Raw genomic sequence first — 23,338 nt, forward strand, 5'->3', positions numbered from 1 at the left:
TGAACCATGCGTGTTCCCTTGGCTTTCCGCGTGGCGCTGACCGGCCTGCTGTGCCTGCCCGTCCTGTCGGCCCGGGCGGACGCGCCGATGGCGCCCATGTCCCCAACCGCTGTGACCGATCCCCGTCCTGATGCCGCAACGGTGGCTGCCTGGGCCGATGACCTGTTCGGTCCGGCACTGGCGGCGCGCCGGTTCTCGGGGGCGGAGATCGTGGTGGTGAAGGACGGGGAGGTGTTGGTCGCCAGGGGATACGGCCTGGCCGACCCTGCCACGGGCCGGGCCATGGACCCGGCGACAACAGAAGTGCGGATCGGATCGACCACCAAGTCCGTGACGGCCACGGCCATCGCCCAGTTGCTGGAGCAGGGCCGCATCGCATCGCTGGACGATGACGCCAACATCTATCTTAAGCGGGTGCAACTGCCCTCCTGGCAGGGGCGGGAGATCACGGTACGCGACCTGCTGACCCATCGTGCGGGGTTCGAGGATTTCGCCTTCTCGCTGGGGACCGATCGGGTTGTGGCACATCCGGTGGATGCCGACCTGATCCGTCGGTACATGCCCGACCTGGTGCGCCCGCCTGGTGCCACCATCGTCTATTCCAATTTCGGCACGGCCGTGCTGGGCCTGATCGTGGAAGACGTGTCGGGACAGCCGATCGATGCCTATTTCAAGGCTCACATCTTCGATCCGCTGGGCATGGCCGACAGCCGCCTGGATTTGCGCATGCAGCCGTCCGAACGGATGGCCATCCCATATGCGGCATTGCCCAACGGGGATTGGCAGAAGATCGGCTTCATCCCCATGCATCCGTTCATCGCGCCGGCGGGCGGCATCACGACCACGGGCCTGGACATGGCGCGTTTCATGAATGCCCACATCGCCGGGGAGGGAGGAAAGGCGGGCATCCTGACGCCGGAAGGTTTCCGCCGCATGCATGCGCGCGATGCGACCAACCATCCCGCCGTCAGTGGCGTCGGCATGGTGTTCCTGGAAAGCCTTTGGAACGGCGCCCATGTGGTCGAACATGGCGGTGGCTGGCCCGGCTTTCAGACGGTCATGCTGATGGTCCCTGAACGCGGCATGGGTGTCTTCGCGTCCATCGTCGGGGAGGGACCTGTCGTGGGGCTGGAGGAACAGCTTGCCACACTGGTCACCCGCACCCGCCTGACCCCCGATCCTAAGGTCACCACGCAACCGGTCCTCTCCTCCTCCGTGGTGCGGGAAGAGGCGCTGGCCCTGCTGCTGGGCGCCTACCGGCCCGTGGCGGGCGCGGAAGGGCCGGCGGCGTCCCTGTTCGCCGGTTCCTATTGCCGGCAGCGCCGGTCGCACAGCACGATCGAGGCGGTCTTCGATTTCTTCAATGCCGGCTATGGCGTCCACAAGGTGGCGGCCGGCGCCGACGGAACGCTGACCATCCGGGGCGTGGCCGGTTACCGGCAGGTGGCGCCGGGCGTTTTCTGGAACCCGGCGGCGACGCCCGCCCGCCAGGGCGACCCCGATGTCTCCGCCGTTTACGCCTTCACCATCGCCGATGGCCGGGCAGTCGCCCTGGCCCCGCAATTGTCGGTCGACAGTTGGGAGCGCTGTGGCGATGTCTGGAACCCGGCCACGGCCGGGCTGGGCCTGCCGCCGGCATTGCTGCTGTTCCTGGGCGGCGCATGGTGCCTGTTCTGGCGCACGGGGCGCAGCCGTGCCGAACGGGCCGCGCGGGTGATGCCTGTGGCCCTGCTGGCGACCATGGTGGCGCTGCCCTTTGCTCTTCTGGGCTTCTACGGTCCGGACGACGGGTTGATGTACCATCTGCTGGAAGGCCGGCCGGCCCGGTTCGTCACCACCATCCTGATCGCAAATCTGGCCGGCATGCTGGCGCTGGGCATCATCGCGGCATCGGTCCTGGCCTGGCGCGGGGACTGGTGGGGGCAGGGGCGCGGCGGACTGGTCCGGCGCGGCTTCTACAGCCTGATCGCCGTCGCGTCCCTTTACCTTCTGGCCTTTCTGGGCACTTTCAACCTGCTCGGGGTGCATCTGCCATGACCGCGCCCGTGATACGCCGTTCCCATTACATCGCGATGCCTGATGGGGTGCGGCTGGCCCTGGATGTCTGGCTGCCGATTGAGATGGACGGGCGTCTTCCGGCTTTCCTGCTGTCCACCCGTTACTGGCGGGCCTTCGATCTGGTCGAAGGGGATCCGCAATACCAGCCGGCATTCGCGATGGCGGGCCATTTGGCGGCCCGTGGCTATGCCCTGGTGGAGGTGGACAGCCGCGGGTCCGGCGCATCATTCGGACAGCGGGCTTGCGAATGGTCGCCGCAGGAACGCGACGACCTGGGTCTTGTCATCGACTGGATCGCGTCTCGCGACTGGTCGGATGGCCGCATCGTGGCGACCGGCTATTCCTATGGCGGGAACACCGCCTTCATGGCGGCGTCCACGGGGCGCAAGGCTCTGGTGCTGACAGCACCGCAATTTGCCGATTTTGACATCTATCGCCACAACCTGTTTCCCGGCGGGGTCGCCAATATCTTCCTGAACGACCGCTGGGCGGCCCTGACGGCCGCGCAGGACCGGGGCGACGTGGAAGGCGTGGCCGACCAGTTGCCCGGCATCGACAAGGCACTGTTCCGCCGGCTCGTGCGGGGTCCGGCCCCCGTGGGGGGCGAGGACCCGGCGCGTGCCATCGCCGGGCATGCCGGCAATTTCAACATCGGTGCCACGGCCCGCAGCGTCACCTTCATCGATGATGCCGCACGGCTGAACGCGGGCTGGGACACCGACCTTGTGATGGACAGCGAGAAACTGTCCATCCATGCCCTGCGCCCGGCCATGGAGGCGGCGGGCACGCCCATTGCCTATTGGGCCGGCTGGTTCGACGCCGGCACGGCGGAAGGGGCGCTGGAACTGTTCAACAGCGTCGACGGCCCGATGGAGGTCTTCATCGGGCCCTGGAGCCATGGAAGGCGCTGGCATCAGGACCCGTTCGCCATCGGACAGACACCCCGTTCCCTGCCGGCATCGGAAAACCTGGACGACCTGCTGTCTGCCGCCGCCTGTCCGCCGACGGCCAGGCGGCTTCATTACTACACGCTGGGGGCCGATCAATGGCGGACCACGACGGTCTGGCCGCCCGACGGTCAGCAATCGTGCCGGTTGTTTCTGGCAGGCGACGGGCTTCTGTCCGAAGTGCCGCCCGTCGATGGCGGGGCGGATGTCCACGCCGTCCGGGCCGATGCCAGCACCGGCCGGCAGAACCGCTGGTGGACACAGATCGGCTGCGCACCTGTCCATCATCCCGATCGCGCGCCGGCCGACGCGCTGCTGCAAACCTATGACAGCGCACCGCTGGACAGGGCGGTGGAGATCACGGGCGCGCCCGTGCTGCACCTGTGGATGGCCTGTGACCGGCCGGACGCCGCCCTGTTCGCGTATCTGGAGATGGTGGACAGCCAGGGCCGCGTCGCGCTGCTGACCGAGGGGGTGCTGCGCCTGATGCACCGAAGGGTCCTGCCGCCCGGCGAGCATTCGTTCCAGGCCGATCCCGCCCACGGCTACCGCGCATGCGATGCGCTGCCCGTCATGCCGGGGGAGGTGATGCAGGTCGTGGTCCGGCTGCTTCCCATCTCCATCCGCATTCCCGCCGGCTTCCGCCTGCGCCTGGCACTGGCCGGGGCCGATGCCGACACGTTCGCACCTGTCACCGGTTCCGACGGTGCACATTTCACCTTTCATCGCGACGATATCCATGCCTCCGCGCTGGAACTGCCGCTGATCGGTCTTTGAGGAGACGCCGGCCCCGACCGGGGCCGGACCCATGACAAGAGAAAAAGACAATGCAAGACAAGATTGGCCAGAAGCTTGGCACCTCCCGCTGGTTCGACGTGACGCAGGGCCTGATCAACCAGTTCTCCGCCTCGACGCTGGACGAGGATCCGATGCACCTGGACCCCGACTGGACACGCGCCAACACGCCGTTCGACGGGTCCATCGCCGCCGGTTTCTGGACCACTTCCATGCTGATCACGATGTCGCACGATATCGGCTTCATCGAGGCGTTCGGCGAGCAGACCGGCCGGCATTTCTATGCCCTGAATTATGGTTTCAACCGCCACCGGCTGATAACCCCCGTGCCCGTGGGCAAGCGCATCCGTTCGCACATGAGTTTGAGGGATTTCGCCGACAAGGGGGCCGGCAAGTACCTGCTGACCATCGATGTGGAGGTGGAGATCGAAGGGGAGGACAAGCCGGCCCTGATTGCCGAATGGCTGGCCATGGTGGTGGTGCAGGAGTGACAGCCCGGCGCATGAGGACGGCATCGATCAGGACCTACGGTCCTGATCGATGCCGATACGTATTAAAACAGCACAGGTCAATGAAGCCACGGCCGTCAGGGCCGTCAGTGAAAGGACAGCCATGACGGCGTCAGGAGAACCGATCGAGGCGGCCCCCGTGCTGTCCCGCATCAGTGACTATGTCGGCGCACACGCCACCCGCTTTCCCGACCGTGAGGCTGTGGTCGCGGGTGCCAGGCGGCTGACCTATGCCGATCTGGAGGCGCTGGTGACGCGCTGTGCCCGCGCCCTGGTTGCGGCGGGGGTGGAGAAGGGGGACCGTGTGGCGCTGCTGGGCAACGCCACGCCCGAATATCTGGTGGTATTCCTGGCCACGGCCAGCATCGGCGGCATCTGGATGGGCCTGTCGCCCCGCTACAAGATCGATGAATACCGCTATCTGCTGGGTGATGCGCGCCCGTCAGTCGTCTTTTCCATCCGCGAGTTCGAGGGGCGGGACTATCGTGCCGACCTGGACCGGCTGGCCGGGGAATTTGGCTGCGTGCGGACCTGGGTCGACCTGGACGCCGATGGCGGCTTCGACGATTTCCTGGCATCGGGGGACGGGGTTCCCGACGCGGCGCTGACGGCACGGCGGGACGCGGTGGGCCGGTTCGATCCGGCGCTGGTCGTCTATACTTCCGGTTCCTCCGGCAAGCCCAAGGGGGCGCTTCTGTCCCATCACGGGCTTTGCTTCGGCAATGCCATCCAGGGGCGGGCCTTCGGCGTGGACGTGCCGCGCGCCGTCTGTCCGTTTCCCATCAACCATGTGGCCTGCGTGGGCGATACCTGCTGCACCACCCTGATCCGGGGTGGTACGCTGGTGCTGCTGCCGCGTTTCGACGCGGGCACGGTCCTGGACACGATCGAGGCGGAACGCATCAATCTGTGGATCGGGGTGCCGACCATGTTCATCCTCGCCGCCGACCGGCCGGATTTCGACGCACGCGACCTGTCCAGCCTGCGGTCCGTGGTCTGGGGCGGGGCGGCCATGCCGCGTGACTACATCGCGCGTTACCGGCGGCTGGGGGTGCGGCTGGTCACGCTCTATGGCCTGACGGAAACCACGACGGACACCACCTTCACCGGCCCGGACGCCAGCAACGATGAACTGGCGGAAACCGTGGGCAGGCCCTGCCCGGAATATCCGTGCCGCATCGTCGACGAGGACGGAAACACCGTGCCGCCGGGTGAACAGGGGGAAATCCAGTTCAAGGGCGACTACGTCATGCTGGGCTATTTCAACCGCCCCGAGGCCACGCGGGATGCGTTCACGCCCGATGGCTGGCTGAGATCGGGCGATATCGGCTGGTTCCGGCCCGATGGCAACCTGGTCTTCGTGTCCCGCAAGTCGGAGATGTTCAAGTCCGGCGGCTTCAACGTCTACCCGCGCGAGATCGAGGACGTGATCGAGGCCCATCCCGACGTAGCGCTCGCCGGGGTGATCGGCGTGCCCGACCCGCTTTTCCGCGAGGTCGGCGAAGCCCATGTCCTGCGCCGGCCCGGCAGTGCCCTGACGGCGGACGAGATCGCCGCCTGGTGCCGGGAGCGCCTGGCCAACTACAAGGTGCCCAAGCGGTTCCATGTCCGGGACAGCCTGCCGATGCTGCCCGTGGGCAAGATCGACAAGCCGGCCCTGAAGCGGGAAGCCGCCAATGGATAGGCGTGGCTTCATCACCGGCACGGGCGGGTTGCTGCTGCTGGCGGGCTGTGGCGGCGACCGGGCAGCGGTTGCCAGGCGCACGCTGGTCATCGGCAAGGCCGGCGATCTCTCCGGCATGGACCCGGCCGTGACGGTGCAGGCCAACGATTTCGCGCCCATCGGCCTGGCCTATGAACGGCTGCTGCGGTTCCGGATGCAGGACGGACAGCCTACGGGCGGGCTGGACGGCGAACTGGCGGCCGACTGGCAGGGGGAGGATGGGGGCCGGTCCTGGCTGTTCGCCCTTTCGCCCGGCCATGCCTTCGATGATGGTACACAGGTGACGGCCGAGGCCGTGCGGTTTTCATTCGACCGCGCGCTGCGCATCGGGCGCGGCGTGGCCCAGGCGCTGGACGGGCTGGACAGGGTGGAGGCCCTGAACGACATGCGGGTGCGTTTCACCCTGCGGGGCCCCAACCCGGTATTCCCCTATATCCTAGCCCTGCTGCCCATGGCCGTCATCAACCCGGCGGTGATGGCGCATGAACGCGGTGGCGATCTGGCGCGCGGCTATCTGTCCGAACGGACCGCCGGCAGCGGCCCCTATCGCGTGAAAAGCTGGACGCGCGGACAGCGCGTGGTCCTGACCGCCAACCCTTACAGCCTCCGCCCCCCGCGTCATTTCGATCGCGTGGTCATCAAGGTGGTGAAGGACGAGGCGGCCTGGCGCACGCAGTTGCGCAAGGGCGACCTGGACATTTTCGACAATGTGGCCCCCGATGCCGCGGCGCCCGTGTCCCGCCTGGACGGTGTGACGCTGCTGTCACGGCCGACGCCGGCCGTCATCGCCCTGATCCCCAACAATGAACGCGCGCCGCTGGACAGGCCGGCCGTGCGCCGCGCGCTGGCGCTTGCGGTCGATGCGCCGCGCATCGCCGATACCATCATGGCGGGTCGCGCCTCGCCCATCCACGGGCTGCTTCCCGATGGCGTGCCGGGCCAGGACAGCAGCATTCCTGTCATCATGCGCGACGTGGCGGCGGCCCGCGCCCTGCTGGACGCCGAGGGGGTCGGGCCAGGACTGCGCCTGACCCTGTCGTATGTGCAGGCTTCGGCGGCCAGCGACGCCGTGGCGCTGGCCCTGCAAAGCCAACTGGCGGAAGCGGGTATCGACCTGCGGCTGGAAGTGCTGGCCCCCAGCGCCATGGCCAAGGTGGTGAAGGGGGATTTCGACCTGACCATCTTCAGCTGGTACGCCGATTTTCCCGATCCCTGGCCCATCCTGAAGTTCGCGCTGCATTCCGCCAACAAGGGGGAGGGGCTGAACCTCGCGCGCTATGCCAACCCGGCCGTGGACGCGCTGCTGGAACAGGCGGAAGCCACGATGGAACAGGCCCCGCGCGTGGCGCTTTACGGCCAGGCCCAGCGCCTGGCCATCATGGACCAGCCGTTCGTGCCGCTGTTCGCGCCGCATGGGCTGATGGCCCATCGCCGCGACCTGTCCGGGCTGGAATACAGTTTCTGGCAGCCCGGTCTTTATAATGCCGCCCGCATGGGCCGGCTGCGGGGAGGTGCGGCATGAGGGTTCATCCCGTTATCAAACGCCTGATCGGGCTGGTCGCGGTGGTGCTGGGCGTCACCATGGTGACCTTCATCATCTCCCGCCTGATCCCCGGCGACCCGGCACAGATGCTGGCCGGTCCGCGCGCCAGTGCCGAGGCCATCGCCCGCATCCGCGATACGCTGGGCCTGGATCAGCCGATGCTTATCCAATATGGACGCTACCTGGCCGATCTGCTGCGCGGCGATTTCGGGACGTCGATCGTGACGGGAAGGTCCGTGGGCGCCGATCTGGCCGCCGTCTTCCCGGCCACCATCGAACTGGTGCTGGTGGCCCTGGCCCTGTCGACGACGGCGGGCATCATGCTGGGTACGCTGGCGGCCGTGTTCCGCGAGGGTCCTTTCGATTATGCCGTGCGGCTGGTCGCATCGGCTTCGATCTCCATGCCGTCCTTCTGGCTGGCCCTGGTCATGCTGTTGCTGTTCTACGGGCAATTCGATCTGCTGCCCGGTGACGAGCGGATCGGGGTGGATTTCGATCCGCCGCCGACCGTCACGGGCTTCTTCCTGGTCGATGCGCTGACCACGGGGGATTTCCGCCTGTTCTGCGACGTGCTGCGGCATCTGGCGCTGCCGGCGGCGACGCTGGCCCTGGTGTCGGTGGGAAGCATGATCCGGGTTTCCCGCACTGCGATGATCGAAGTGCTGCATCAGGATTACATCCGCACCGCCGTGGCCGGCGGCCTGTCCTGGGGGCAGGTGGTGTTCAACCACGCCCTGCGCAACGCGCTCGTCCCCGTCGTCACCCTGCTGGGGATGGAGGCGGCGGGCCTGCTGTTCGGTGCCGTCATCGTGGAAAGCGTCTTCGTCTGGCCGGGTGCCGGCTCCTACGTGCTGAACGCCATCTTCACCCTGGATTTTCCCGTGATCATGGGTTTCACGGTCATCGTCTCGGTTGCCTATGTGATGATCAACGCCCTGACCGACCTGGCCTACCGCTGGTTGAACCCCCGGATGGCGGAGGTGGGGTGATGAACAGGTTTCCGCTTTCCCTGCATCTGGGTGGCGCCATCGTGGCGCTGGTGCTGCTGGCGGCCCTGGCCGGGCCGTGGCTGGCCCCGCATCCCCCCGATGTCATCGCGCTGGACATGCGTCTGCTGCCGCCCGGTCCCGGCCATTGGGCGGGGACCGACGAGGTGGGGCGGGACATCCTGTCCCGCATGCTGTGGGGCCTGCGCGCCTCGCTGCTGGCCGGGCTTTCCATCGTGCTGGCGGCCAGCCTGACGGGAACGCTGATCGGCGCCGTTTCCGGCACGCTGGGCAGGAACGTCGACATGGTCCTGATGCGGGCCATGGATATGGTGATGTCGCTGCCAGGCCTGGTCGTGGCCATGGCCCTGACGGCGGCGCTGGGCGCCAGCCTGGGCAATGCCGTGCTGGCCCTGGCGGTCCTCTCGGTGCCCTATTATGCCCGTGTGGCCCGTGCCCAGGCCATGGAGGTGGCATCCATGAACTATGTCAGGGCGTCGGCCACCATGGGCGCAGGCCTGGGCCGTCAGTTGCGCATCAACATCCTGCCCAATATCGCGGCGCAGGTGCTGGTGGTCATGACCCTGCATATCGGGTCGTCCATCCTGGCCGTGGCGGCGCTGGGCTTCATCGGGCTGGGCGCCCAGCCGCCGATGGCGGAACTGGGCATGCTGGTCAATGCGGGGCGGCGCTTCATCCTGGAACAATGGTGGTACTCGGTCCTGCCGGGACTGCTGATCATGGTGGCCGTCCTGGGCTTCAACCTGCTGGGGGACGGGCTGCGCGACCTGCTGGACCCCAAGGCCCGCAACCGTTCGCTGGTGAGCTGACCCATGACAGACGCCCTGTTGCGCTATCGGAATTTCAGCCTGGAATTCCCCTCGCCGGACGGCCCGCGCCGCGTGCTGGACGGCATCGACCTGGAACTCCGCCCCAACGAGATCGTCGGGCTGGTCGGGGAGTCCGGTTCCGGCAAGTCGGTGGCCGCCATGTCGGCTCTGCGCCTGCTGCCGCGCGGCTCCTTCCATGTGGCCGGCGGCTCGCTGGAGGTACTGGGTCGCGACGTGATGAGCCTGAAGCAGGCCGAACTGGCGACCCTGCGCGGCGGGCAGGTGGCCATGGTGTTCCAGGAGCCCATGAACGCGCTGAACCCGTCGATCCGCGTCGGGCGGCAGGTGGCCGGCATCATCCGCCGCCATCGGCCCGGCATGGACAAGGCGGCGGTGACGGCCGATGTGCTGCGGCTTCTGTCGGACATGCGCATCGATGATCCAGCCCGCGTGGCCGGGCTTTATCCTTCCGCCCTGTCCGGGGGCATGCGCCAGCGGGTCCTGCTGGCCATGGCATTCGCCTGCCGTCCGCGCATCCTGATCGCCGACGAGCCCACCACCGCGCTGGACGTGACGGTGCAGGCCCAGGTGCTGGACCTGATCCGCGACCATGCCAGGGCGACGGGCACCGCCGTGCTGTTCATCAGCCACGACCTGGCCGTGGTCGGGCAATTGTGCGACCGGCTTTATGTGCTGCACCGGGGCGTGATAAAGGAAAACGGCCCGGCCCGGCAGATATTGTCCCGGCCGGCCGCCCCCTATACGGCGGCGCTGCTGGCGGCCCTGCCGGACGGCAAGCCGCCGCGCAGCCCCTTGCCCGTCATCGGGGCGGAGCCGGTCTGCGATGGCGAAGCCCTCCCGGCACCCGCGCGGGCTGCCGGGGAAGCGATCCGTGTCGCCGGGCTGACGCTGCACTATCCCGGCCGGGCAACCCCCGTCGTGGATGGGGTCGACCTGTCGGTTGCGGCCGGCAGCACGCTGGGCATCGTGGGGGAGTCCGGATCGGGCAAGAGTACGCTGGCCCAGGCGCTGGTGGGGCTGTTGCCCCCCAGTGCCGGACGGATCGTCTTTTATGGAAGCCCGCTGGTGCCGCCCCGACGCTGGTCATGGGGCCAGCCGCCGGTACCACCGGCCCAGATCGTCTTCCAGGACCCGCAGAGCGCCTTGAACCCGCGTCTGCGGACCTGGGATCTTGTCACCGAACCGCTGGCCATCCGCGGGGTGGACCGGGCCGGTCGCCGGGCCGGGGCGGTCGGGCTGCTGCGGCAGGTGGGTCTGGCGGCGGAACATCTGGACCGTTTCCCGCACGAATTCTCCGGTGGGCAGCGGCAACGCCTGGCCATTGCCCGCGCGCTGGCCGCCGATCCGTCCATCCTGATCCTGGACGAACCGACATCGGCGCTGGATGTGTCGGTGCAGGCGCAGGTGTTGAACCTGCTGCTCGACCTGCAGCGCCGCCATGGCCTGACCTATGTCTTCATCAGCCACAATATCAGCGTTGTCCGGCACATGTGCGACCATGTGGCGGTGATGCGCGGCGGCCGGCTGGTGGAACAGGGGGCGGCGGACAAAGTGCTGTCCGCCCCCACCCATCCCTATACCCGATCCCTGCTTGCGGCGGCGCCGGTGCTGCCCCTGGAAGGTGCTGCATGACGTTCCTGACCGGAAACCACCCGCTGCTGAGCGTGGCCGTGACCCGCGGCGGCTGCATCGAAAGCAGGCACCGCGTCGCCGTGTCGCTTGTCGGCCCGTCCGGGCCGGTCGCCGCCTGGGGTGATGTCGATGCCCCCGTCTACAGCCGGTCCGCGCTGAAGCCGCTGCAGGCGCTGGCCCTGCTGGACCACCAGCCCGACCTGGACCGGCGGCGGCTGGCGCTGGCCTGCGCCTCGCACAATGGCGAAGCGGTGCATACCGAACTGGCGCTGGCCTGGCTGGCCGATCTCGGGCTGGGTGCCGGGGCCCTGGAATGCGGCGCGCACGACCCGATCGACACCCCGACCGCCCGCGCGCTGGACGCGGCGGGCTGTGCATGCGGGCGCCAGCACAATAATTGCTCGGGCAAGCATTGCGGCTTCCTGGCCCTGGCCCGGCATCTGGGCGTGGATCCTGCCGGATATACGCACCAGGACCATCCGGTGCAGGTGGCCATGCGGCGGGCGGCGGAACCGTTCCTGGGCCTGGACCTGGAAGCGGTTCCCTGGGGCATCGACGGCTGCGGGGCGCCGAACCCGGCCGTGCCGCTGCGGACCCTGGCCGGCGCCTTCGCCCGGCTGGCGTCGCAGGGAAACGGGCCATCCCGCCGCATCTTCGACGCCATGGCCGGAGAACCCTATCTGGTGGCCGGGCGCGACCGGTTCGATACCGCCGCCATGCAGGCATGGCCGGGCCGGGTGATCGTCAAGGGCGGGGCCGAAGGTGTCTGGGTCGCCGGCATCGCCGGCACGGGCCTGGGCCTTGCCCTGAAAGTGGAGGATGGCGCCAAGCGTGCCGCCGAGGTGGCTATCGCGGGGCTTCTGTCCCGGTTGATGGCTGATCTGGACGCGCTGCACGACTGGTCGCACCCATCCGTGAAGAATGCCGAAGGGCGGCAGGTCGGCGATATCCGCCTGCTGTGGGAGGAGACACCATGAAGATCAGTTTCGAGGCAGGGGACGCACGCCGTACCCTGGTCCTGGCCCTGTTCGCGGACAAGGATGTCCAGGGCGTGACCCCCGACATTGCCGAACCGCTGGCCCCGCTACTGGCAAGCCGGGACAAGGACCAGCCGGTCGATCTGCTGCTGCCGACCGAGGGCGGAATGCGCCGTATCATCGTCCTGAGGGCGGACAGCGCGACGCCCCTGGCGGCAGAGGCGCTGGGTGCGCGCATCGCGGGGCTGCCGGTCGCCGCGGGGGCGGATGTCCTCGACCTGCTGGTTCCGGCTTGCCCTGTGTTGGCCGGTCATGTGGCACTGGGGGCGCGGCTGTCCGCCTACCGCTATACCCGGTTCCGGACCAGCCCGCCCAAGGGTCCCGCCCGGCCGGCCGGATTGAACCTGCCGCATGGCGATGCCGCCGCGTTCGAGGGGCTGGCGGCCCTTGCCGAGGGCGTGGAATGGGCACGCGACCTGTCCAATGCCCCGCCCAATGCCATGGTGCCGGCCCTGTTCGTCCAGGAATGCCGCGCCCTGGCCGATCTGGGGGTGACGGTGGAAGTGCTGGAGGAGGCGGAACTGCGCCGTCTTGGCATGGGGGCGCTGTTGGGGGTGGGGCAGGGCAGTGCGGCCCCGCCCGCCATCGCCATCCTGCGCTGGCAGGGTGTGGCGGATGGAGGTGCCCCGCTGGTCCTGGCCGGAAAGGGAGTGACGTTCGACAGCGGCGGCCTGCTGCCCAAGCAGGCGGAGGAAATGTGGGACATGAAGTATGACCGCGCCGGTGCCGCCGCCGTGGCCGGCGCGATCCGTGCGCTGGCGCTGCGCCGGTCGCCCGTGGACGTGGTCGGCATCGTGGGCCTGGCGGAGAATATGCCGTCCGGCGGCGCGCAACGGCCGGGCGACATCGTCACCAGCCATGCCGGGCTGACGGTGGAGGTGCTGCATACCGACGCGGAGGGGCGGCTTCTGCTGGCCGATGTGCTGAGCTATGCCATCGACCGGTTCAATCCGCGCGCGATCATCGATATCGCCACGCTGACGGGCGGACTGACATCGGTGCTGACCGACCGGTTCGGCGGGCTTTATGCCAATGACGATGAACTGGCCGCGCGCCTGACACGGCTGGGTGACGGAGTGGGGGAACGACTGTGGCGCCTGCCGCTGGACCCGGCGTTCACCCGCATGCTGGACAGTCCCGTCGCCGACCTGGGCAATATCTGCAAGACGCGCTGGGGCGGCACGGCCACGGCCGCCGCCTTCCTGCACCGGTTCGTGGGGGGCGTGCCCTGGGCACACCTGGATATTTTCGGGCCGGCGTGGAACCGGGGCTCTGCTGGTGTTCCAGGCGCTACCGGCTATGGCGTGCGCCTGCTGACGGCGCTGGCGGAGGCGGGCTGACGCCCTCCCACACACGCCGGGCACCGCCTTCCGGCGGGCTGGCATCGGTCCAGCTTCGACCTTCCATCCCTTCCACGTCCAGGACGCGGGGAGAAAGCCATCATGCATCTGGCAACAGCGATCGAGAACTGGCCCTTCAAGGAACCGATCCGCATCACGGGCTATACCTTTACGGGCTTCGACTTCCTGGTCGCCCGCCTGTCTCGCCATGGCCGCACGGGCCGGGGGGAGGCGACGGGCGTCTATTACCGTCAGGACACCCCCCCCAAGGCTGCCGCCCAACTGTCGGCATTGACGCAGGCCCTGGGCGACGGGCTGACACGGCAGCGGCTGCGGGAATTGTTGCCACCCGGCTGCGCACGCAATGCGCTGGACGCCGCCCTGTGGGAATTGCTGTCGCTGGAAAGCGGGCGCCCGGTCTGGGAACTGGCGGGGCTGGCGGCACCACGGCCCCTTGTCACCACCCACACGCTGGGGGCGGAGCGGCCGGAGGTGATCGTCGCCACCACGCTGCGGGATTATCCCCACGCCAGGGCCTTGAAGCTGAAACTGACGGGGGAGCCGATCGACGCGGATCGGGTGCGGGCCATCCGCCATGTGCGGCCCGATGCCTGGATCGGCGTGGATGCCAACCAGGGGTTCACACCGGCCAGCCTGGGCGCCCTGCTGCCCACGCTGCTGGAATGCGGGGTCGGGCTGATCGAACAGCCGTTTCCCATCGGGCGGGAGGCCGACCTGGAGGGACTGGACCTGCCCATCCCGGTGGCCGCCGATGAAAGCGTTCAGTCGCTGGCCGACCTGCCTTCCATGCCCGGCCGCTTCGACATCATCAACATCAAGCTGGACAAGTGCGGCGGCATGACCGAAGGGCTGCTGATGGCGGCCGAGGCGCGGCGGCTGGGGCTGGGCGTCATGGTCGGCAACATGGTCGGGACGACGCTGGCCATGGCGCCGGCCTTCCTGCTGGGCCAGCTTTGCGACTTCTGCGACCTGGACGGGCCGCTGGCCCTGGCCGGGGATCGCGATCCCGCCGCAATCTATGAGGACGGACACATATTTGTGCCTGAAGCCTCCTGGGGGGCGTCGCGCAACTGACCGGATGCGTGGCGGCCTTGCGGTGCGGTCATCATGGTGCCGTTCCTGTCAAAGCCCCCATAAGGGGACGTTGTTCCAGGACCTTCTTCAGGCAGATGCGCGTGGAGAAGGAGCGGACCCCCGGCAGCCGCCCCATCTCCGACCGCAAGAGCCTGTCCAGCGCCGCCACGTCGGCCGCGACCACGCGCAGCATGTAATCGAACTCCCCGGCTGTGGTGTAGCAGTCCAGCACGGCCGGGACAGTGGCCACGGCCTGTTCGAATTCATCATGCCGCCCAAGGTCGATGGTGACGCTGACGAAGGCCAGAATGGACAATCCAAGCCGTTCCCGGTCCAGCCGCGCGCCATAGCCTTGGATCAGCCCCGCCTTTTCCAGCCCCTGCAGACGGTTCCAGCAGGCGGTCTTGGACATCGCAGCAGCTCCGGCGATATCGGCGAAGGAGGCGCGCCCGTCCCGTTCCACCAGGGACAACAGGCGCCGGTCGGTCTGATCCATCGAAGACGTTCCTATATATTACGATTTAGAGGAACATTGTTCCAAAAATCCGGCCAATGGCAAGCCAAAATCCGACAATGTTCGGGCCGATCCCTGATATCATGCACAATGTCTGAAGGGAGGGGTCTGAAGGGAGGGACCATGACCATTACCCGTGCCATGCTGGAAACCCTGGACAGGGACGATATGCTGGCTCCGTTCCGGGCGGAATTCGACCTGCCGCCGGACACGATCTATCTGGATGGCAACTCGCTGGGTGTGCTGCCCGTTGCCGCCAAGGCGCGCCTGCGCCGGGTGGTGGAGGATGAATGGGGCAGGGGCCTGATCCGGTCTTGGAACGATGCCGGCTGGATCGATCTGCCGTCGCGTGTGGGCGGCATGATCGCCGGCCTGGTCGGGGCCGCGGCAGATGAGGTGACCGTTGCCGACAGCACATCGGTCAACCTCTTCAAGCTGGCCGCCGCCGCCGTGCGCATGCGCCCCGGCCGCCGGGTGATCCTGTCGGAACCCGGCAATTTCCCGACCGACCTTTACATGCTGCAGGGCCTGTCCGGCCTGCTTGGCGGCGCAATTGAACTGCGCACCGTTCCGGCCGATGCCATGGCGGACGCGCTGACGGACGAGGTGGCGCTGCTGCTGCTGACCCAGGTCCATTACAAGACGGGTCATGTGCATGACATGGCGGCATTGACGGCACGGGCCCATGCCGTGGGGGCATTGACCCTGTGGGACCTGTCGCACAGTGCTGGCGCCCTGGCGGTCGACCTGAATGGTGCCGGGGTCGATTTCGCCGTCGGCTGCGGTTACAAGTACCTGAATGGCGGCCCGGGGGCGCCGGCCTTCCTGTTCGTGGCCCGCCGGCATCAGGATCAGGCGGTGCAGCCCCTGTCGGGCTGGATGGGGCATGCCGCACCCTTCGCCTTCGGCGATGATTACAGGCCCGCCCCCGGCATCCGCCGCCACCTGTGCGGCACGCCGCCCATCCTGGGCCTATCCGCGCTGGAAGAAGGCGTGGCCGTGATGGCCAGGGCCGACATGGGCCGTATCCGGGAGAAATCATCCCGGATGGGCGACCTGTTCCTGGCTCTGGTGGAGCAGATGTGCGGACCCGATTGTTTCGGGGTGATCAGCCCGCGGGATGCCCGCATCCGTGGCAGCCATGTCAGCCTGTCCCATCCCGACGGCTATGCCATCATGCAGGCGCTGATCGCGCGCGGCGTCATCGGTGATTTCCGCGCGCCCGACGCGCTGCGCTTCGGCTTCACCCCGCTTTACCTGCGCCATGCCGACCTGTGGGACGCGGTGGCGCATCTGGCGGATATCATGCGGACCGGTGAATACCGGCAGGAACGTTTCCAGACCAAGACGGCCGTGACATGAGCGAACAGGAAAAAGGCAATCCCGATGGCGTGACGGCCGGTGGCGACAAATTCCATGCCCGCCCGGACATATCCTATGGCCAATATCTGGGCCTGGACCGTTTGCTGTCGGCACAGCATCCGCTGTCGCCCGAACATGACGAACTGTTGTTCATCATCATCCACCAGGCCAGCGAATTGTGGATGATGCTGTGCGTGCATGAACTGAAGGCGGCGCGCGAGCAGATCCGCAAGGACGAACTGGGCCCCGCTTTCAAGATGATCTCCCGCGTGGCGCAGGTGCAGCGGCAGATGATCCAGAGCTGGGACGTGCTGACCACCATGACGCCGGCCGACTATGCCCGCATCCGGCCGCATCTGGGCCAGTCCAGCGGCTTCCAGTCCTGGCAGTACCGCCTGCTGGAATTCATGCTGGGCAACAAGAATGCCAGCATGATCGAGGTGCATCGCGCCGACCCGCCGGCCTATGCCGCGCTGGCCGCCGCACTGGCGGAGCCGTCGCTTTACGATGAAAGCCTGCGCCTGCTGGCGCGCCGCGGCTTTTCCCTGCCCGATGAGTGCCTGGAACGTGATTTCAGCCGGCCCTATCAGCCGCACCCGGAGGTGGAGGCGGCATGGCGCGCGGTCTATCGCGATACCGGCCGGCACTGGGACCTGTACGAACTGGCCGAAAAGCTGGTCGATCTGGAAACCCGGTTCCAGCAATGGCGGTTCAGCCATATGAAGACGGTGGAGCGCATCATCGGCTACCGGTCGGGAACCGGCGGCACCAGCGGTGTCAAATATCTGGTGAAGGCACTGGATATCGGCTTCTTCCCCGAGCTGTTGAGCCTGAGGACATCGCTGTGAGGCGGATCTATGACATCACCCAGCCCGTCCGGACGGGTATTCCCGTCTGGCCGGGGGACACGGCCTATGGGGAGGAAAGGGTCTGGACCATCGATCCGCCCTGTCCCGTCAATGTCAGCCGGCTGACCCTGTCCACCCATACGGGCACACATGCCGACGCGCCGCTGCATTACGATGCGGGGGGCGTGCCCATCGGTGACGTGGGGCTGGAAACCTATATGGGGCCGGCGCTGGTCCTGCATCTGCCATCCGGCCTGGAACGGGTGGAGGTGGAACATCTGGCGGGCCGGGTGCCGGCGGACACGCGGCGCGTGCTGCTGCGGACCTATGACCGGTTTCCGCATGAGGCCTGGGACAGCCGCTTCACCGCCATGGCAGCGGACGCGATCGACTGGCTGGCCGGGCAGGGCATCGGTCTGATCGGCACCGACGCCCCCTCCCTGGACCCCGAGACCAGCAAGACGCTGGATGCCCACATGGCTGTGCGTCGCCATGGCATGGCCATCCTGGAAGGGCTGGTGCTGGACGGGGTACCGGAGGGTGTGTTCGAACTGATCGCCCTGCCGCTGCGCCTGTCCACGGCCGATGCGTCGCCCGTGCGCGCGGTGCTGAGAAGCATCGGGGAGGCGTGATACCAACTTCCGGTGATCGCAACCGATCACCGGCCTCAGGCGCCGGCGCCCACATCCGTGGGCTTGTGTTTTCGAAATGTCAGTAAGATGTGTGATCGCCGGCCGGGGCATGCCCCGGCCGGCGATCCGTCCGGAAGACCGCTCCGTGGAAAGGTAGATCATACACCGTAGCCAAGCATGGTTCTCCGGTCGGCCCCTTCATTGACCCGAACAGTTGCTTGGGGTTGCAGCCCCGTACGTGCAAGGCAGGGAGTATGAAGATGGCACAACAGGACTCTATCATCGCCCTGGACGTCAGCAAGGCCCGTCTGGACGGGTTGGATGCCGAGACAGGAGAGGCTTTCCAAGTCGAGAATGCCGAGGCTGGTTACAGTCTCCTTCGGCGACGGTGTGGCAAGCGCGCCGTGCAGGTCGTCCTGGAAGCCAGTGGTGGCTATGAGCGGCCGGTCATGGAGGCTTTATCGAAAGCCGGCATTCCCGTCCGCCTCGTCGATCCTCGCAAGGTCCGGCATTTTGCCAGGGCGCATGGACGCTGGGCCAAGAATGACCGGCTGGATGCCCGGATGATCGCCGCCTATGCCCAGGCGATCCCCGGAGCCGCCTACCAACCCGATCCGGAACGGGAGGTCCTGGCGGAACTGGCCACCTACCGGCGCCAGTTGCTCGACGAGCAGACCATGGTCAGGAACCAGGCCCAGACCCTGGCGGATCCGGAACTGCGCCGCTTGGCCAAGCGGCGCCTGGATGCCATCGCCCTGCTGATCCTGCGCCTCGACAAGCGCATTGCCGAGCAGATCGCGGCATCCAAAACCTTGAAGGTCAACGACAACCTGCTCCAGTCCATTCCTGCTGTCGGGCCGGTGCTGGCGGCCACCCTGCTGGCCCATATGCCGGAGTTGGGCACACTGACACGACATCAGGTCGCCGCCCTGGCCGGCGTTGCCCCGATGGATAACCAGAGCGGCAAACGCGATGGCCCGCGCAGCATCTACGGTGGAAGGCCCGTTGTCCGAACCGTCCTTTACATGGCTGCCGTCGTCGCCAGTCGGCGAAATCCACCCTTGGCCGCCTTCTATAAAAAACTCATCGCCGCTGGAAAGAAGCCAAAGGTTGCCCTCGTTGCCATCATGCGAAAGATCGTCGTCCTCGCCAATGCCATCATCCGCGATCAGAGAACTTACGCCGCATGAAAACAGTTGCTTGGCTACGCCGCACGTGCGGCGCGGCGGCGGCGGTCGCCGCCGATACCAACGGCCAAATATTCCGACCGTTGCTATGACACCCCCGCCGCCGCCCGCCCGTTGGCCCGTTGACGGTGGCACCAGCCGGTACCCCCTCCGGCCGCTATGCCGCCGCCACGGCCAGGGGGCGGCCGTTCACCAGCGTGTCATAATCCAGCATCAGGGTGCGGCACACCTGGCCCGGTATATAGGTCCAGTCGCCGATGCGTCCCACCGGGGTGACTTCCGCTGCCGATCCTGTCAGGAAGACCTCCGTGGCGTCCCGCACCTCCTCAAGAAGGATGTGACGCTCCACCACCTGATAGCCGCGCTGGCGTGCCAGATCGATGATGGTCCGGCGGGTGATGCCGTCCAGGAAGCAGTCGGGCGTCGGCGTGTGCAGAACGCCGTCCTTCACCATGAAGAAGTTGGCGCCCGTCGCCTCCGCCACATAGCCGCGGTAATCCAGCATCAGGGCATCCTGGAAACCGTTTTGCTCCGCCTCGTGCTTGGACAGGGTGCAGATCATGTAAAGGCCGGCGGCCTTGGCCTCCGACGGGGCCGTGTCGGGGGCCGGGCGGCGCCAGCGCGCCAGTTGCAGGTGGATGCCCTTCATCCGTGCTTCCGGGCTGAAGTAGCTGGGCCATTCCCAGCAGGCAACGGCCATGTGAATCCTGTTCTGCTGTGCGGCCACGCCCATCATCTCGCTGCCGCGCCAGGCGACGGGCCGCAGATAGCCGTTGGTGAGATTGGCGGCGCGGCACGTGGCCAGCTTGGCCGCGTCGATCTCCTCCGCACTGAAGGGGATGGTGAAGCCCAGCAGTTCCGCTGACCGCCTCAGCCGCTCGCTGTGTTCACGGGACTTGAAGATGGAACCGTTGTAAATGCGCTCCCCCTCGAATACACAGCTTGCATAGTGCAGGCCGTGCGTGAGGACGTGGACCTTCGCGTCGCGCCACGGGATCAGCGCGCCATCGAACCAGATATGACCGTCACGGTCATCGAAGGGGATGATCGACATTGCTGGGGCTTCCTTGTTACTTTATGTCCCTATGAGTAGCCTTAACGTTACAGAATTGCAGAAATAAGTCAACATGGCTGACATAAAATCCGGACCCAACCCGCTCTTCCTGCGTGAAGAGGACCTTCGCCAGGGCATCGAGCTGCTGTTCTATGCCTATCGCGACTTCACCGCGGAGCCGGATGCCATGCTGGCCCGGATCGGTCTGGGACGGGCTCATCACCGCGTCGTCTATTTCGTCGGCCGCTATCCCGAGATCACGGTGACCGAGCTGCTGGGTATCCTGCAGATCACCAAGCAAAGCCTGTCGCGCGTGCTGTCCGATCTGGTGGAACAGGAATATATCGCGCAGCGGCCGGGGACGCGGGACCGGCGCCAACGGTTGCTGACCCTCACCGACAAGGGGCTGGAACTGGAGCGCACCCTGTCGGACGCCCAGCGCGCCCGCATCGCGCAGGCCTATCGCGCGGCCGGGGCCGCGGCGGTGGAGGGGTTCCGCACCGTCATGCTGGGCATCATCGATGCGGAGGACCGCGCCAAGTTTCCCAATGCCGGCAAGCGCTGACGGGGTCGGGGGGGGGGAACGGGGAGCGGGCGTGTGATCCCGCTTCTCTGACCGGCCATGACGGCCTGTCAGGCTGCATGATCCGGACAGTATGACCCAATCCGTTTAACAAGGCGGGTTGCCGCCCACCAGTCGGCGACGGGTGGTTTCATTCAGGATCGAATGACAGGGGAGAGGAGGGCGCGACACGCCCGATGATCCGGAAATGGCTCCCAGGGAGGGACTCGAACCCCCGACCGGGCGGTTAACAGCCGCCTGCTCTACCGGCTGAGCTACCTGGGATCAGGCCATTTCAGATGCCGGAACGTCACATATTATAAAGCCAATCTCACCTGAAACAACAGGGCCGGATGCTTTTGACATCCGGCCCTGCCGATTGGCTCCCAGGGAGGGACTCGAACCCCCGACCGGGCGGTTAACAGCCGCCTGCTCTACCGGCTGAGCTACCTGGGATCAGTGCTCACGATACGAACACCGCTTCCGGGGCGCCGCATCGTGCGGTGGGCGGGCTTATAGCCAACCCGGTCACCGTTTGTAAACCCCTGTTTCGCATTTTGGCGCATTTTCTTGGCCATCTTGGAAAAACCCTTTGTTTCCAGTAGCCTGAAGTCTTCCAGCTCCTTTGGCAGGCGGCCCATGCTCCCCGATCCCGACCGCAATCCCTGGCGTATCCTGGCCAGCCGGAACGTCTATGAGAATCCCTGGATCGCCGTGGAGCATCACGAGGTGCTGAAGCCCGGCGGCGCGCCGGGGGTCTATGGCATGGTCCGGTTCCGCAATCATGCCGTCGGGGTCGTACCGGTGGCAGCGGATGGTTCCACCTGGCTGGTGGGCCAGTACCGGCTGCCGCTGGGCCGCTACAGTTGGGAGATCCCGGAGGGTGGTGTTCCGATGGGGGAGGACCCGGTCGACGGTGCCCGGCGGGAATTGCGGGAGGAAACAGGCGTGACGGCGGCCCATCTGTTGCCCATCCAGCGTGTGGCGCTGTCAAACAGCGTATCGGACGAAGAGGGCAGCCTGTTCCTGGCCTGGGGGCTGACGGAAGGGGAGGCAGCGCCCGACGATACCGAGGAATTGCGTGTCCGGCGTCTTCCCCTGCGCCAGGCGCTGCACATGGCCCTGTCGGGTGAGATTACCGACAGCCTGTCGCTGATCGCGCTGCTGCGTCTGCCGCTTCTGGTGTCCGACCCGGCGACTCCAGCCGAACTGCGCCGGTTGCTGGCGATTGGACTGGAGGCGGCGGGCTGAGAACCGGTCGTTTCCAGTTTCTGGATCGACCCCGGAAAACGAAAAGGCCCGCCGTTTGGGGCGGGCCTTCTGACCTGGCGGACAGGCTTGAAAACTTGGAGGCACGGCCGGGAATCGAACCCGGATTCACGGATTTGCAGTCCGTTGCATCACCATTCTGCCACCGCGCCGATGGCCCGCCTTCCGGCTCTCGCCGTCCGGGGTGGGGCCGGTATATAGACGGCTGGAAAGGGGCTGGTCAAGGGTCTGCTGCAATTATTCCGTCGGATGCTTTCAGGGTGCAGGCGCAACATTGTGTTCCGCGGTCGGGGCGGATATATAGCAGCGTGGAATTCCTTCTGCGGATTCACGCCACCCTTCGTTTTCCCCAGCGCGACAGACCCGTCCATGATGGCCCCCACCGAATATAGCGCCGCCCGTCTGAACATGGTCGAAGGCCAGATCCGGCCGAACAAGGTGACCGACCAGCGTGTGGTCGATGCCTTTCTGGCCGTTCCGCGCGACCGGTTCGTGCCCGCCGGGCTGCGCGGCGTCGCCTATGTCGACAAGAGCATTCCGCTTGGCAACGGCCGCTTCCTGCTGGAACCCATGGTGCTGGCGCGCCTGCTGAACGAAGCCCGTATCGAGGCGACCGACATCGTTCTGGATATCGGCACGGCCACGGGCTATTCCGCCGCCGTTCTGGGCCGTCTGGCCTCCACCGTCGTGGCCGTGGAGGCGGATGGCGATCTGGCGGCGCAGGCCGATCAGGCCATGCAGACGCTGGGCGTGGACAATGCCGCTATCATGCGCGGCCCGCTGAACGCCGGGTGGGCCGGTCAGGCCCCCTACAATGTCATCGTCATCCAGGGGGCCGTCGCCGCCGTGCCACAGGTTCTGCTTGACCAGTTGGCCGAGGGTGGCCGCCTGGTCACCGTCGTCATTCCCGAAAGCGGCCAGGGCGTCGCCCGGCTCTATCAGAAGTCCGGCGGCCAGGTTTCCAGCCGCATCCTGTTCGACGCTTCCGCCGCGCTGCTGCCGGGGCTGGAGGCAAAGCCCGATTTCCGCTTCTGATCTTTCGGTTGAACGGAGCCCCGCCTGTGCGTCCCATCACAGACAATGAAGTGACGGTGGAGGATTTGGCGGAGAGGCTCCGGGGGGATGACGGGTTGGTTGTGCTGGACGTGCGCGAACCCTGGGAAGTGGAACTTTGCCATATCGGCGGAAGCCTTCACATTCCCCTCGGACAATTGCCGACCGCCGTGGCGGCATTGCCGCGGGATCGTGATATCGCGGTCCTGTGCCATCACGGCATGCGAAGCGCGCACGCCACACAATGGCTGCGTACCCAGGGTTTTGACCGGGCCATCAATCTTGCGGGCGGAATCGACGCTTGGGCCCGGCGTATCGATCCGACCATGAAGGTGTATTGA

General features: G+C 66.9%; 21 protein-coding genes and 3 tRNA genes. 19 read left to right on the forward strand and 5 right to left on the reverse strand.

Annotated elements, in window-relative coordinates:
- Positions 1 to 6: 6 nt before the first annotated feature.
- The 11 genes from ABC728_RS22500 to ABC728_RS22550 all read left to right on the forward strand — a co-directional run bounded on the left by ABC728_RS22500 (position 7) and on the right by ABC728_RS22550 (position 14,516).
- The gene (locus ABC728_RS22500) at positions 7 to 2,037 is read left to right on the forward strand and encodes a serine hydrolase domain-containing protein (RefSeq protein WP_416621206.1); all 2,031 of its coding nucleotides are present in this window, start codon (positions 7 to 9) and stop codon (positions 2,035 to 2,037) included.
- On the forward strand, positions 2,034 to 3,782 hold the full coding sequence (locus ABC728_RS22505) for a CocE/NonD family hydrolase (protein ID WP_416621205.1): 1,749 nt from the start codon (positions 2,034 to 2,036) through the stop codon (positions 3,780 to 3,782). The genes ABC728_RS22500 and ABC728_RS22505 overlap by 4 nt, the downstream gene beginning before the upstream one ends.
- Positions 3,783 to 3,832: 50 nt before the next feature.
- Positions 3,833 to 4,291 (forward strand): MaoC/PaaZ C-terminal domain-containing protein, encoded by a 459-nt coding sequence (locus tag ABC728_RS22510; RefSeq protein WP_416621204.1) that lies wholly within the window; start codon positions 3,833 to 3,835, stop codon positions 4,289 to 4,291.
- A gap of 121 nt (positions 4,292 to 4,412) precedes the next feature.
- A complete protein-coding gene (locus ABC728_RS22515; protein ID WP_416621203.1) occupies positions 4,413 to 5,993 on the forward strand; it encodes a class I adenylate-forming enzyme family protein in 1,581 nt (526 codons plus the stop codon).
- Positions 5,986 to 7,554 carry an ABC transporter substrate-binding protein gene (locus tag ABC728_RS22520; RefSeq protein WP_416621202.1) on the forward strand — a complete coding sequence of 523 codons (1,569 nt, stop codon included), beginning with the start codon at positions 5,986 to 5,988 and terminating at the stop codon, positions 7,552 to 7,554. The genes ABC728_RS22515 and ABC728_RS22520 overlap by 8 nt, the downstream gene beginning before the upstream one ends.
- Complete coding sequence (locus ABC728_RS22525; protein WP_416621201.1) at positions 7,551 to 8,564, forward strand: ABC transporter permease; 1,014 nt, start codon at positions 7,551 to 7,553, stop codon at positions 8,562 to 8,564. The genes ABC728_RS22520 and ABC728_RS22525 overlap by 4 nt, the downstream gene beginning before the upstream one ends.
- Positions 8,564 to 9,391 (forward strand): ABC transporter permease, encoded by an 828-nt coding sequence (locus tag ABC728_RS22530; RefSeq protein ID WP_416621200.1) that lies wholly within the window; start codon positions 8,564 to 8,566, stop codon positions 9,389 to 9,391. The genes ABC728_RS22525 and ABC728_RS22530 overlap by 1 nt, the downstream gene beginning before the upstream one ends.
- Before the next feature lie 3 nt (positions 9,392 to 9,394).
- Entirely contained in the window at positions 9,395 to 11,044 is a 1,650-nt protein-coding gene (locus ABC728_RS22535; protein ID WP_416621199.1) for a dipeptide ABC transporter ATP-binding protein, read from the forward strand.
- Entirely contained in the window at positions 11,041 to 12,021 is a 981-nt protein-coding gene (locus ABC728_RS22540; RefSeq protein WP_416621198.1) for an asparaginase, read from the forward strand. The genes ABC728_RS22535 and ABC728_RS22540 overlap by 4 nt, the downstream gene beginning before the upstream one ends.
- Positions 12,018 to 13,421: a leucyl aminopeptidase family protein gene (locus ABC728_RS22545; RefSeq protein ID WP_416621197.1), complete on the forward strand. Its 1,404-nt coding sequence runs from the start codon at positions 12,018 to 12,020 to the stop codon at positions 13,419 to 13,421. Before ABC728_RS22540 ends, ABC728_RS22545 begins: the two co-directional genes overlap by 4 nt.
- Positions 13,422 to 13,523: 102 nt before the next feature.
- Positions 13,524 to 14,516, forward strand: a complete 993-nt coding sequence (locus tag ABC728_RS22550) for a dipeptide epimerase (RefSeq protein WP_416621196.1) — start codon at positions 13,524 to 13,526, stop codon at positions 14,514 to 14,516.
- Positions 14,517 to 14,547: 31 nt separating this feature from the next.
- Here ABC728_RS22550 and ABC728_RS22555 read toward each other — a convergent pair whose 3' ends face one another.
- On the reverse strand, positions 14,548 to 15,012 hold the full coding sequence (locus ABC728_RS22555) for an Lrp/AsnC family transcriptional regulator (RefSeq protein ID WP_416621195.1): 465 nt from the start codon (positions 15,010 to 15,012) through the stop codon (positions 14,548 to 14,550).
- Between the two features lie 141 nt (positions 15,013 to 15,153).
- On the opposite strand from ABC728_RS22555, the gene kynU reads away from it, so the two are divergent.
- The 4 genes from kynU (at position 15,154) to ABC728_RS22575 (ending at position 19,062) form a co-directional block, all read left to right on the forward strand.
- Positions 15,154 to 16,392, forward strand: coding sequence for a kynureninase (kynU, locus tag ABC728_RS22560; RefSeq protein ID WP_416621194.1), 1,239 nt, complete (start codon positions 15,154 to 15,156; stop codon positions 16,390 to 16,392).
- A complete protein-coding gene (gene kynA / locus ABC728_RS22565) occupies positions 16,389 to 17,240 on the forward strand; it encodes a tryptophan 2,3-dioxygenase (RefSeq protein ID WP_445376508.1) in 852 nt (283 codons plus the stop codon). The genes kynU and kynA overlap by 4 nt, the downstream gene beginning before the upstream one ends.
- Positions 17,237 to 17,872: an arylformamidase gene (kynB, locus tag ABC728_RS22570; protein WP_416621192.1), complete on the forward strand. Its 636-nt coding sequence runs from the start codon at positions 17,237 to 17,239 to the stop codon at positions 17,870 to 17,872. The genes kynA and kynB overlap by 4 nt, the downstream gene beginning before the upstream one ends.
- Positions 17,873 to 18,126: 254 nt before the next feature.
- A complete protein-coding gene (locus ABC728_RS22575) occupies positions 18,127 to 19,062 on the forward strand; it encodes an IS110 family transposase (RefSeq protein WP_445376291.1) in 936 nt (311 codons plus the stop codon).
- Between the two features lie 154 nt (positions 19,063 to 19,216).
- Here ABC728_RS22575 and ABC728_RS22580 read toward each other — a convergent pair whose 3' ends face one another.
- A complete protein-coding gene (locus tag ABC728_RS22580; RefSeq protein WP_416620467.1) occupies positions 19,217 to 20,113 on the reverse strand; it encodes a branched-chain amino acid aminotransferase in 897 nt (298 codons plus the stop codon).
- Between the two features lie 73 nt (positions 20,114 to 20,186).
- Here ABC728_RS22580 and ABC728_RS22585 point away from each other — a divergent pair, with 73 nt between their 5' ends.
- A complete protein-coding gene (locus tag ABC728_RS22585; RefSeq protein WP_416620466.1) occupies positions 20,187 to 20,678 on the forward strand; it encodes a MarR family winged helix-turn-helix transcriptional regulator in 492 nt (163 codons plus the stop codon).
- Between the two features lie 206 nt (positions 20,679 to 20,884).
- On the opposite strand, the gene ABC728_RS22590 is transcribed toward ABC728_RS22585, so the two are convergent.
- Together ABC728_RS22590 and ABC728_RS22595 are read right to left on the reverse strand one after the other, a co-directional pair.
- Positions 20,885 to 20,960 (reverse strand) — tRNA-Asn (locus ABC728_RS22590).
- Positions 20,961 to 21,055: 95 nt separating this feature from the next.
- Positions 21,056 to 21,131: transfer RNA gene (locus tag ABC728_RS22595), tRNA-Asn, on the reverse strand.
- Between the two features lie 183 nt (positions 21,132 to 21,314).
- Between ABC728_RS22595 and ABC728_RS22600 the strand changes: the two genes are divergently transcribed.
- Positions 21,315 to 21,926 (forward strand): NUDIX domain-containing protein, encoded by a 612-nt coding sequence (locus tag ABC728_RS22600; protein ID WP_416620465.1) that lies wholly within the window; start codon positions 21,315 to 21,317, stop codon positions 21,924 to 21,926.
- Between the two features lie 96 nt (positions 21,927 to 22,022).
- On the opposite strand, the gene ABC728_RS22605 is transcribed toward ABC728_RS22600, so the two are convergent.
- A tRNA-Cys gene (locus tag ABC728_RS22605) sits at positions 22,023 to 22,096 on the reverse strand.
- Positions 22,097 to 22,313: 217 nt separating this feature from the next.
- Here ABC728_RS22605 and ABC728_RS22610 point away from each other — a divergent pair.
- The gene (locus ABC728_RS22610) at positions 22,314 to 22,979 is read left to right on the forward strand and encodes a protein-L-isoaspartate O-methyltransferase family protein (RefSeq protein WP_416620464.1); all 666 of its coding nucleotides are present in this window, start codon (positions 22,314 to 22,316) and stop codon (positions 22,977 to 22,979) included.
- Positions 22,980 to 23,080: 101 nt separating this feature from the next.
- Complete coding sequence (locus ABC728_RS22615; protein ID WP_445376663.1) at positions 23,081 to 23,338, forward strand: rhodanese-like domain-containing protein; 258 nt, start codon at positions 23,081 to 23,083, stop codon at positions 23,336 to 23,338.

It is taken from the genome of Niveispirillum fermenti, from assembly GCF_052474395.1.

Excerpts from the sequence above, each read along its gene's own strand:
- ABC728_RS22500 (WP_416621206.1), top strand. The coding sequence starts at position 7 with ATGCGTGTTCCCTTGGCTTTCCGCGTGGCGCTGACCGGCCTGCTGTGC.
- ABC728_RS22505 (WP_416621205.1), top strand. The coding sequence starts at position 2,034 with ATGACCGCGCCCGTGATACGCCGTTCCCATTACATCGCGATGCCTGAT.
- ABC728_RS22510 (WP_416621204.1), top strand. The coding sequence starts at position 3,833 with ATGCAAGACAAGATTGGCCAGAAGCTTGGCACCTCCCGCTGGTTCGAC.
- ABC728_RS22515 (WP_416621203.1), top strand. The coding sequence starts at position 4,413 with ATGACGGCGTCAGGAGAACCGATCGAGGCGGCCCCCGTGCTGTCCCGC.
- ABC728_RS22520 (WP_416621202.1), top strand. The coding sequence starts at position 5,986 with ATGGATAGGCGTGGCTTCATCACCGGCACGGGCGGGTTGCTGCTGCTG.
- ABC728_RS22525 (WP_416621201.1), top strand. The coding sequence starts at position 7,551 with ATGAGGGTTCATCCCGTTATCAAACGCCTGATCGGGCTGGTCGCGGTG.
- ABC728_RS22530 (WP_416621200.1), top strand. The coding sequence starts at position 8,564 with ATGAACAGGTTTCCGCTTTCCCTGCATCTGGGTGGCGCCATCGTGGCG.
- ABC728_RS22535 (WP_416621199.1), top strand. The coding sequence starts at position 9,395 with ATGACAGACGCCCTGTTGCGCTATCGGAATTTCAGCCTGGAATTCCCC.
- ABC728_RS22540 (WP_416621198.1), top strand. The coding sequence starts at position 11,041 with ATGACGTTCCTGACCGGAAACCACCCGCTGCTGAGCGTGGCCGTGACC.
- ABC728_RS22545 (WP_416621197.1), top strand. The coding sequence starts at position 12,018 with ATGAAGATCAGTTTCGAGGCAGGGGACGCACGCCGTACCCTGGTCCTG.
- ABC728_RS22550 (WP_416621196.1), top strand. The coding sequence starts at position 13,524 with ATGCATCTGGCAACAGCGATCGAGAACTGGCCCTTCAAGGAACCGATC.
- ABC728_RS22555 (WP_416621195.1), bottom strand. The coding sequence starts at position 15,012 with ATGGATCAGACCGACCGGCGCCTGTTGTCCCTGGTGGAACGGGACGGG.
- kynU (WP_416621194.1), top strand. The coding sequence starts at position 15,154 with ATGACCATTACCCGTGCCATGCTGGAAACCCTGGACAGGGACGATATG.
- kynA (WP_445376508.1), top strand. The coding sequence starts at position 16,389 with ATGAGCGAACAGGAAAAAGGCAATCCCGATGGCGTGACGGCCGGTGGC.
- ABC728_RS22575 (WP_445376291.1), top strand. The coding sequence starts at position 18,127 with ATGAAGATGGCACAACAGGACTCTATCATCGCCCTGGACGTCAGCAAG.
- ABC728_RS22580 (WP_416620467.1), bottom strand. The coding sequence starts at position 20,113 with ATGTCGATCATCCCCTTCGATGACCGTGACGGTCATATCTGGTTCGAT.
- ABC728_RS22585 (WP_416620466.1), top strand. The coding sequence starts at position 20,187 with ATGGCTGACATAAAATCCGGACCCAACCCGCTCTTCCTGCGTGAAGAG.
- ABC728_RS22600 (WP_416620465.1), top strand. The coding sequence starts at position 21,315 with ATGCTCCCCGATCCCGACCGCAATCCCTGGCGTATCCTGGCCAGCCGG.
- ABC728_RS22610 (WP_416620464.1), top strand. The coding sequence starts at position 22,314 with ATGATGGCCCCCACCGAATATAGCGCCGCCCGTCTGAACATGGTCGAA.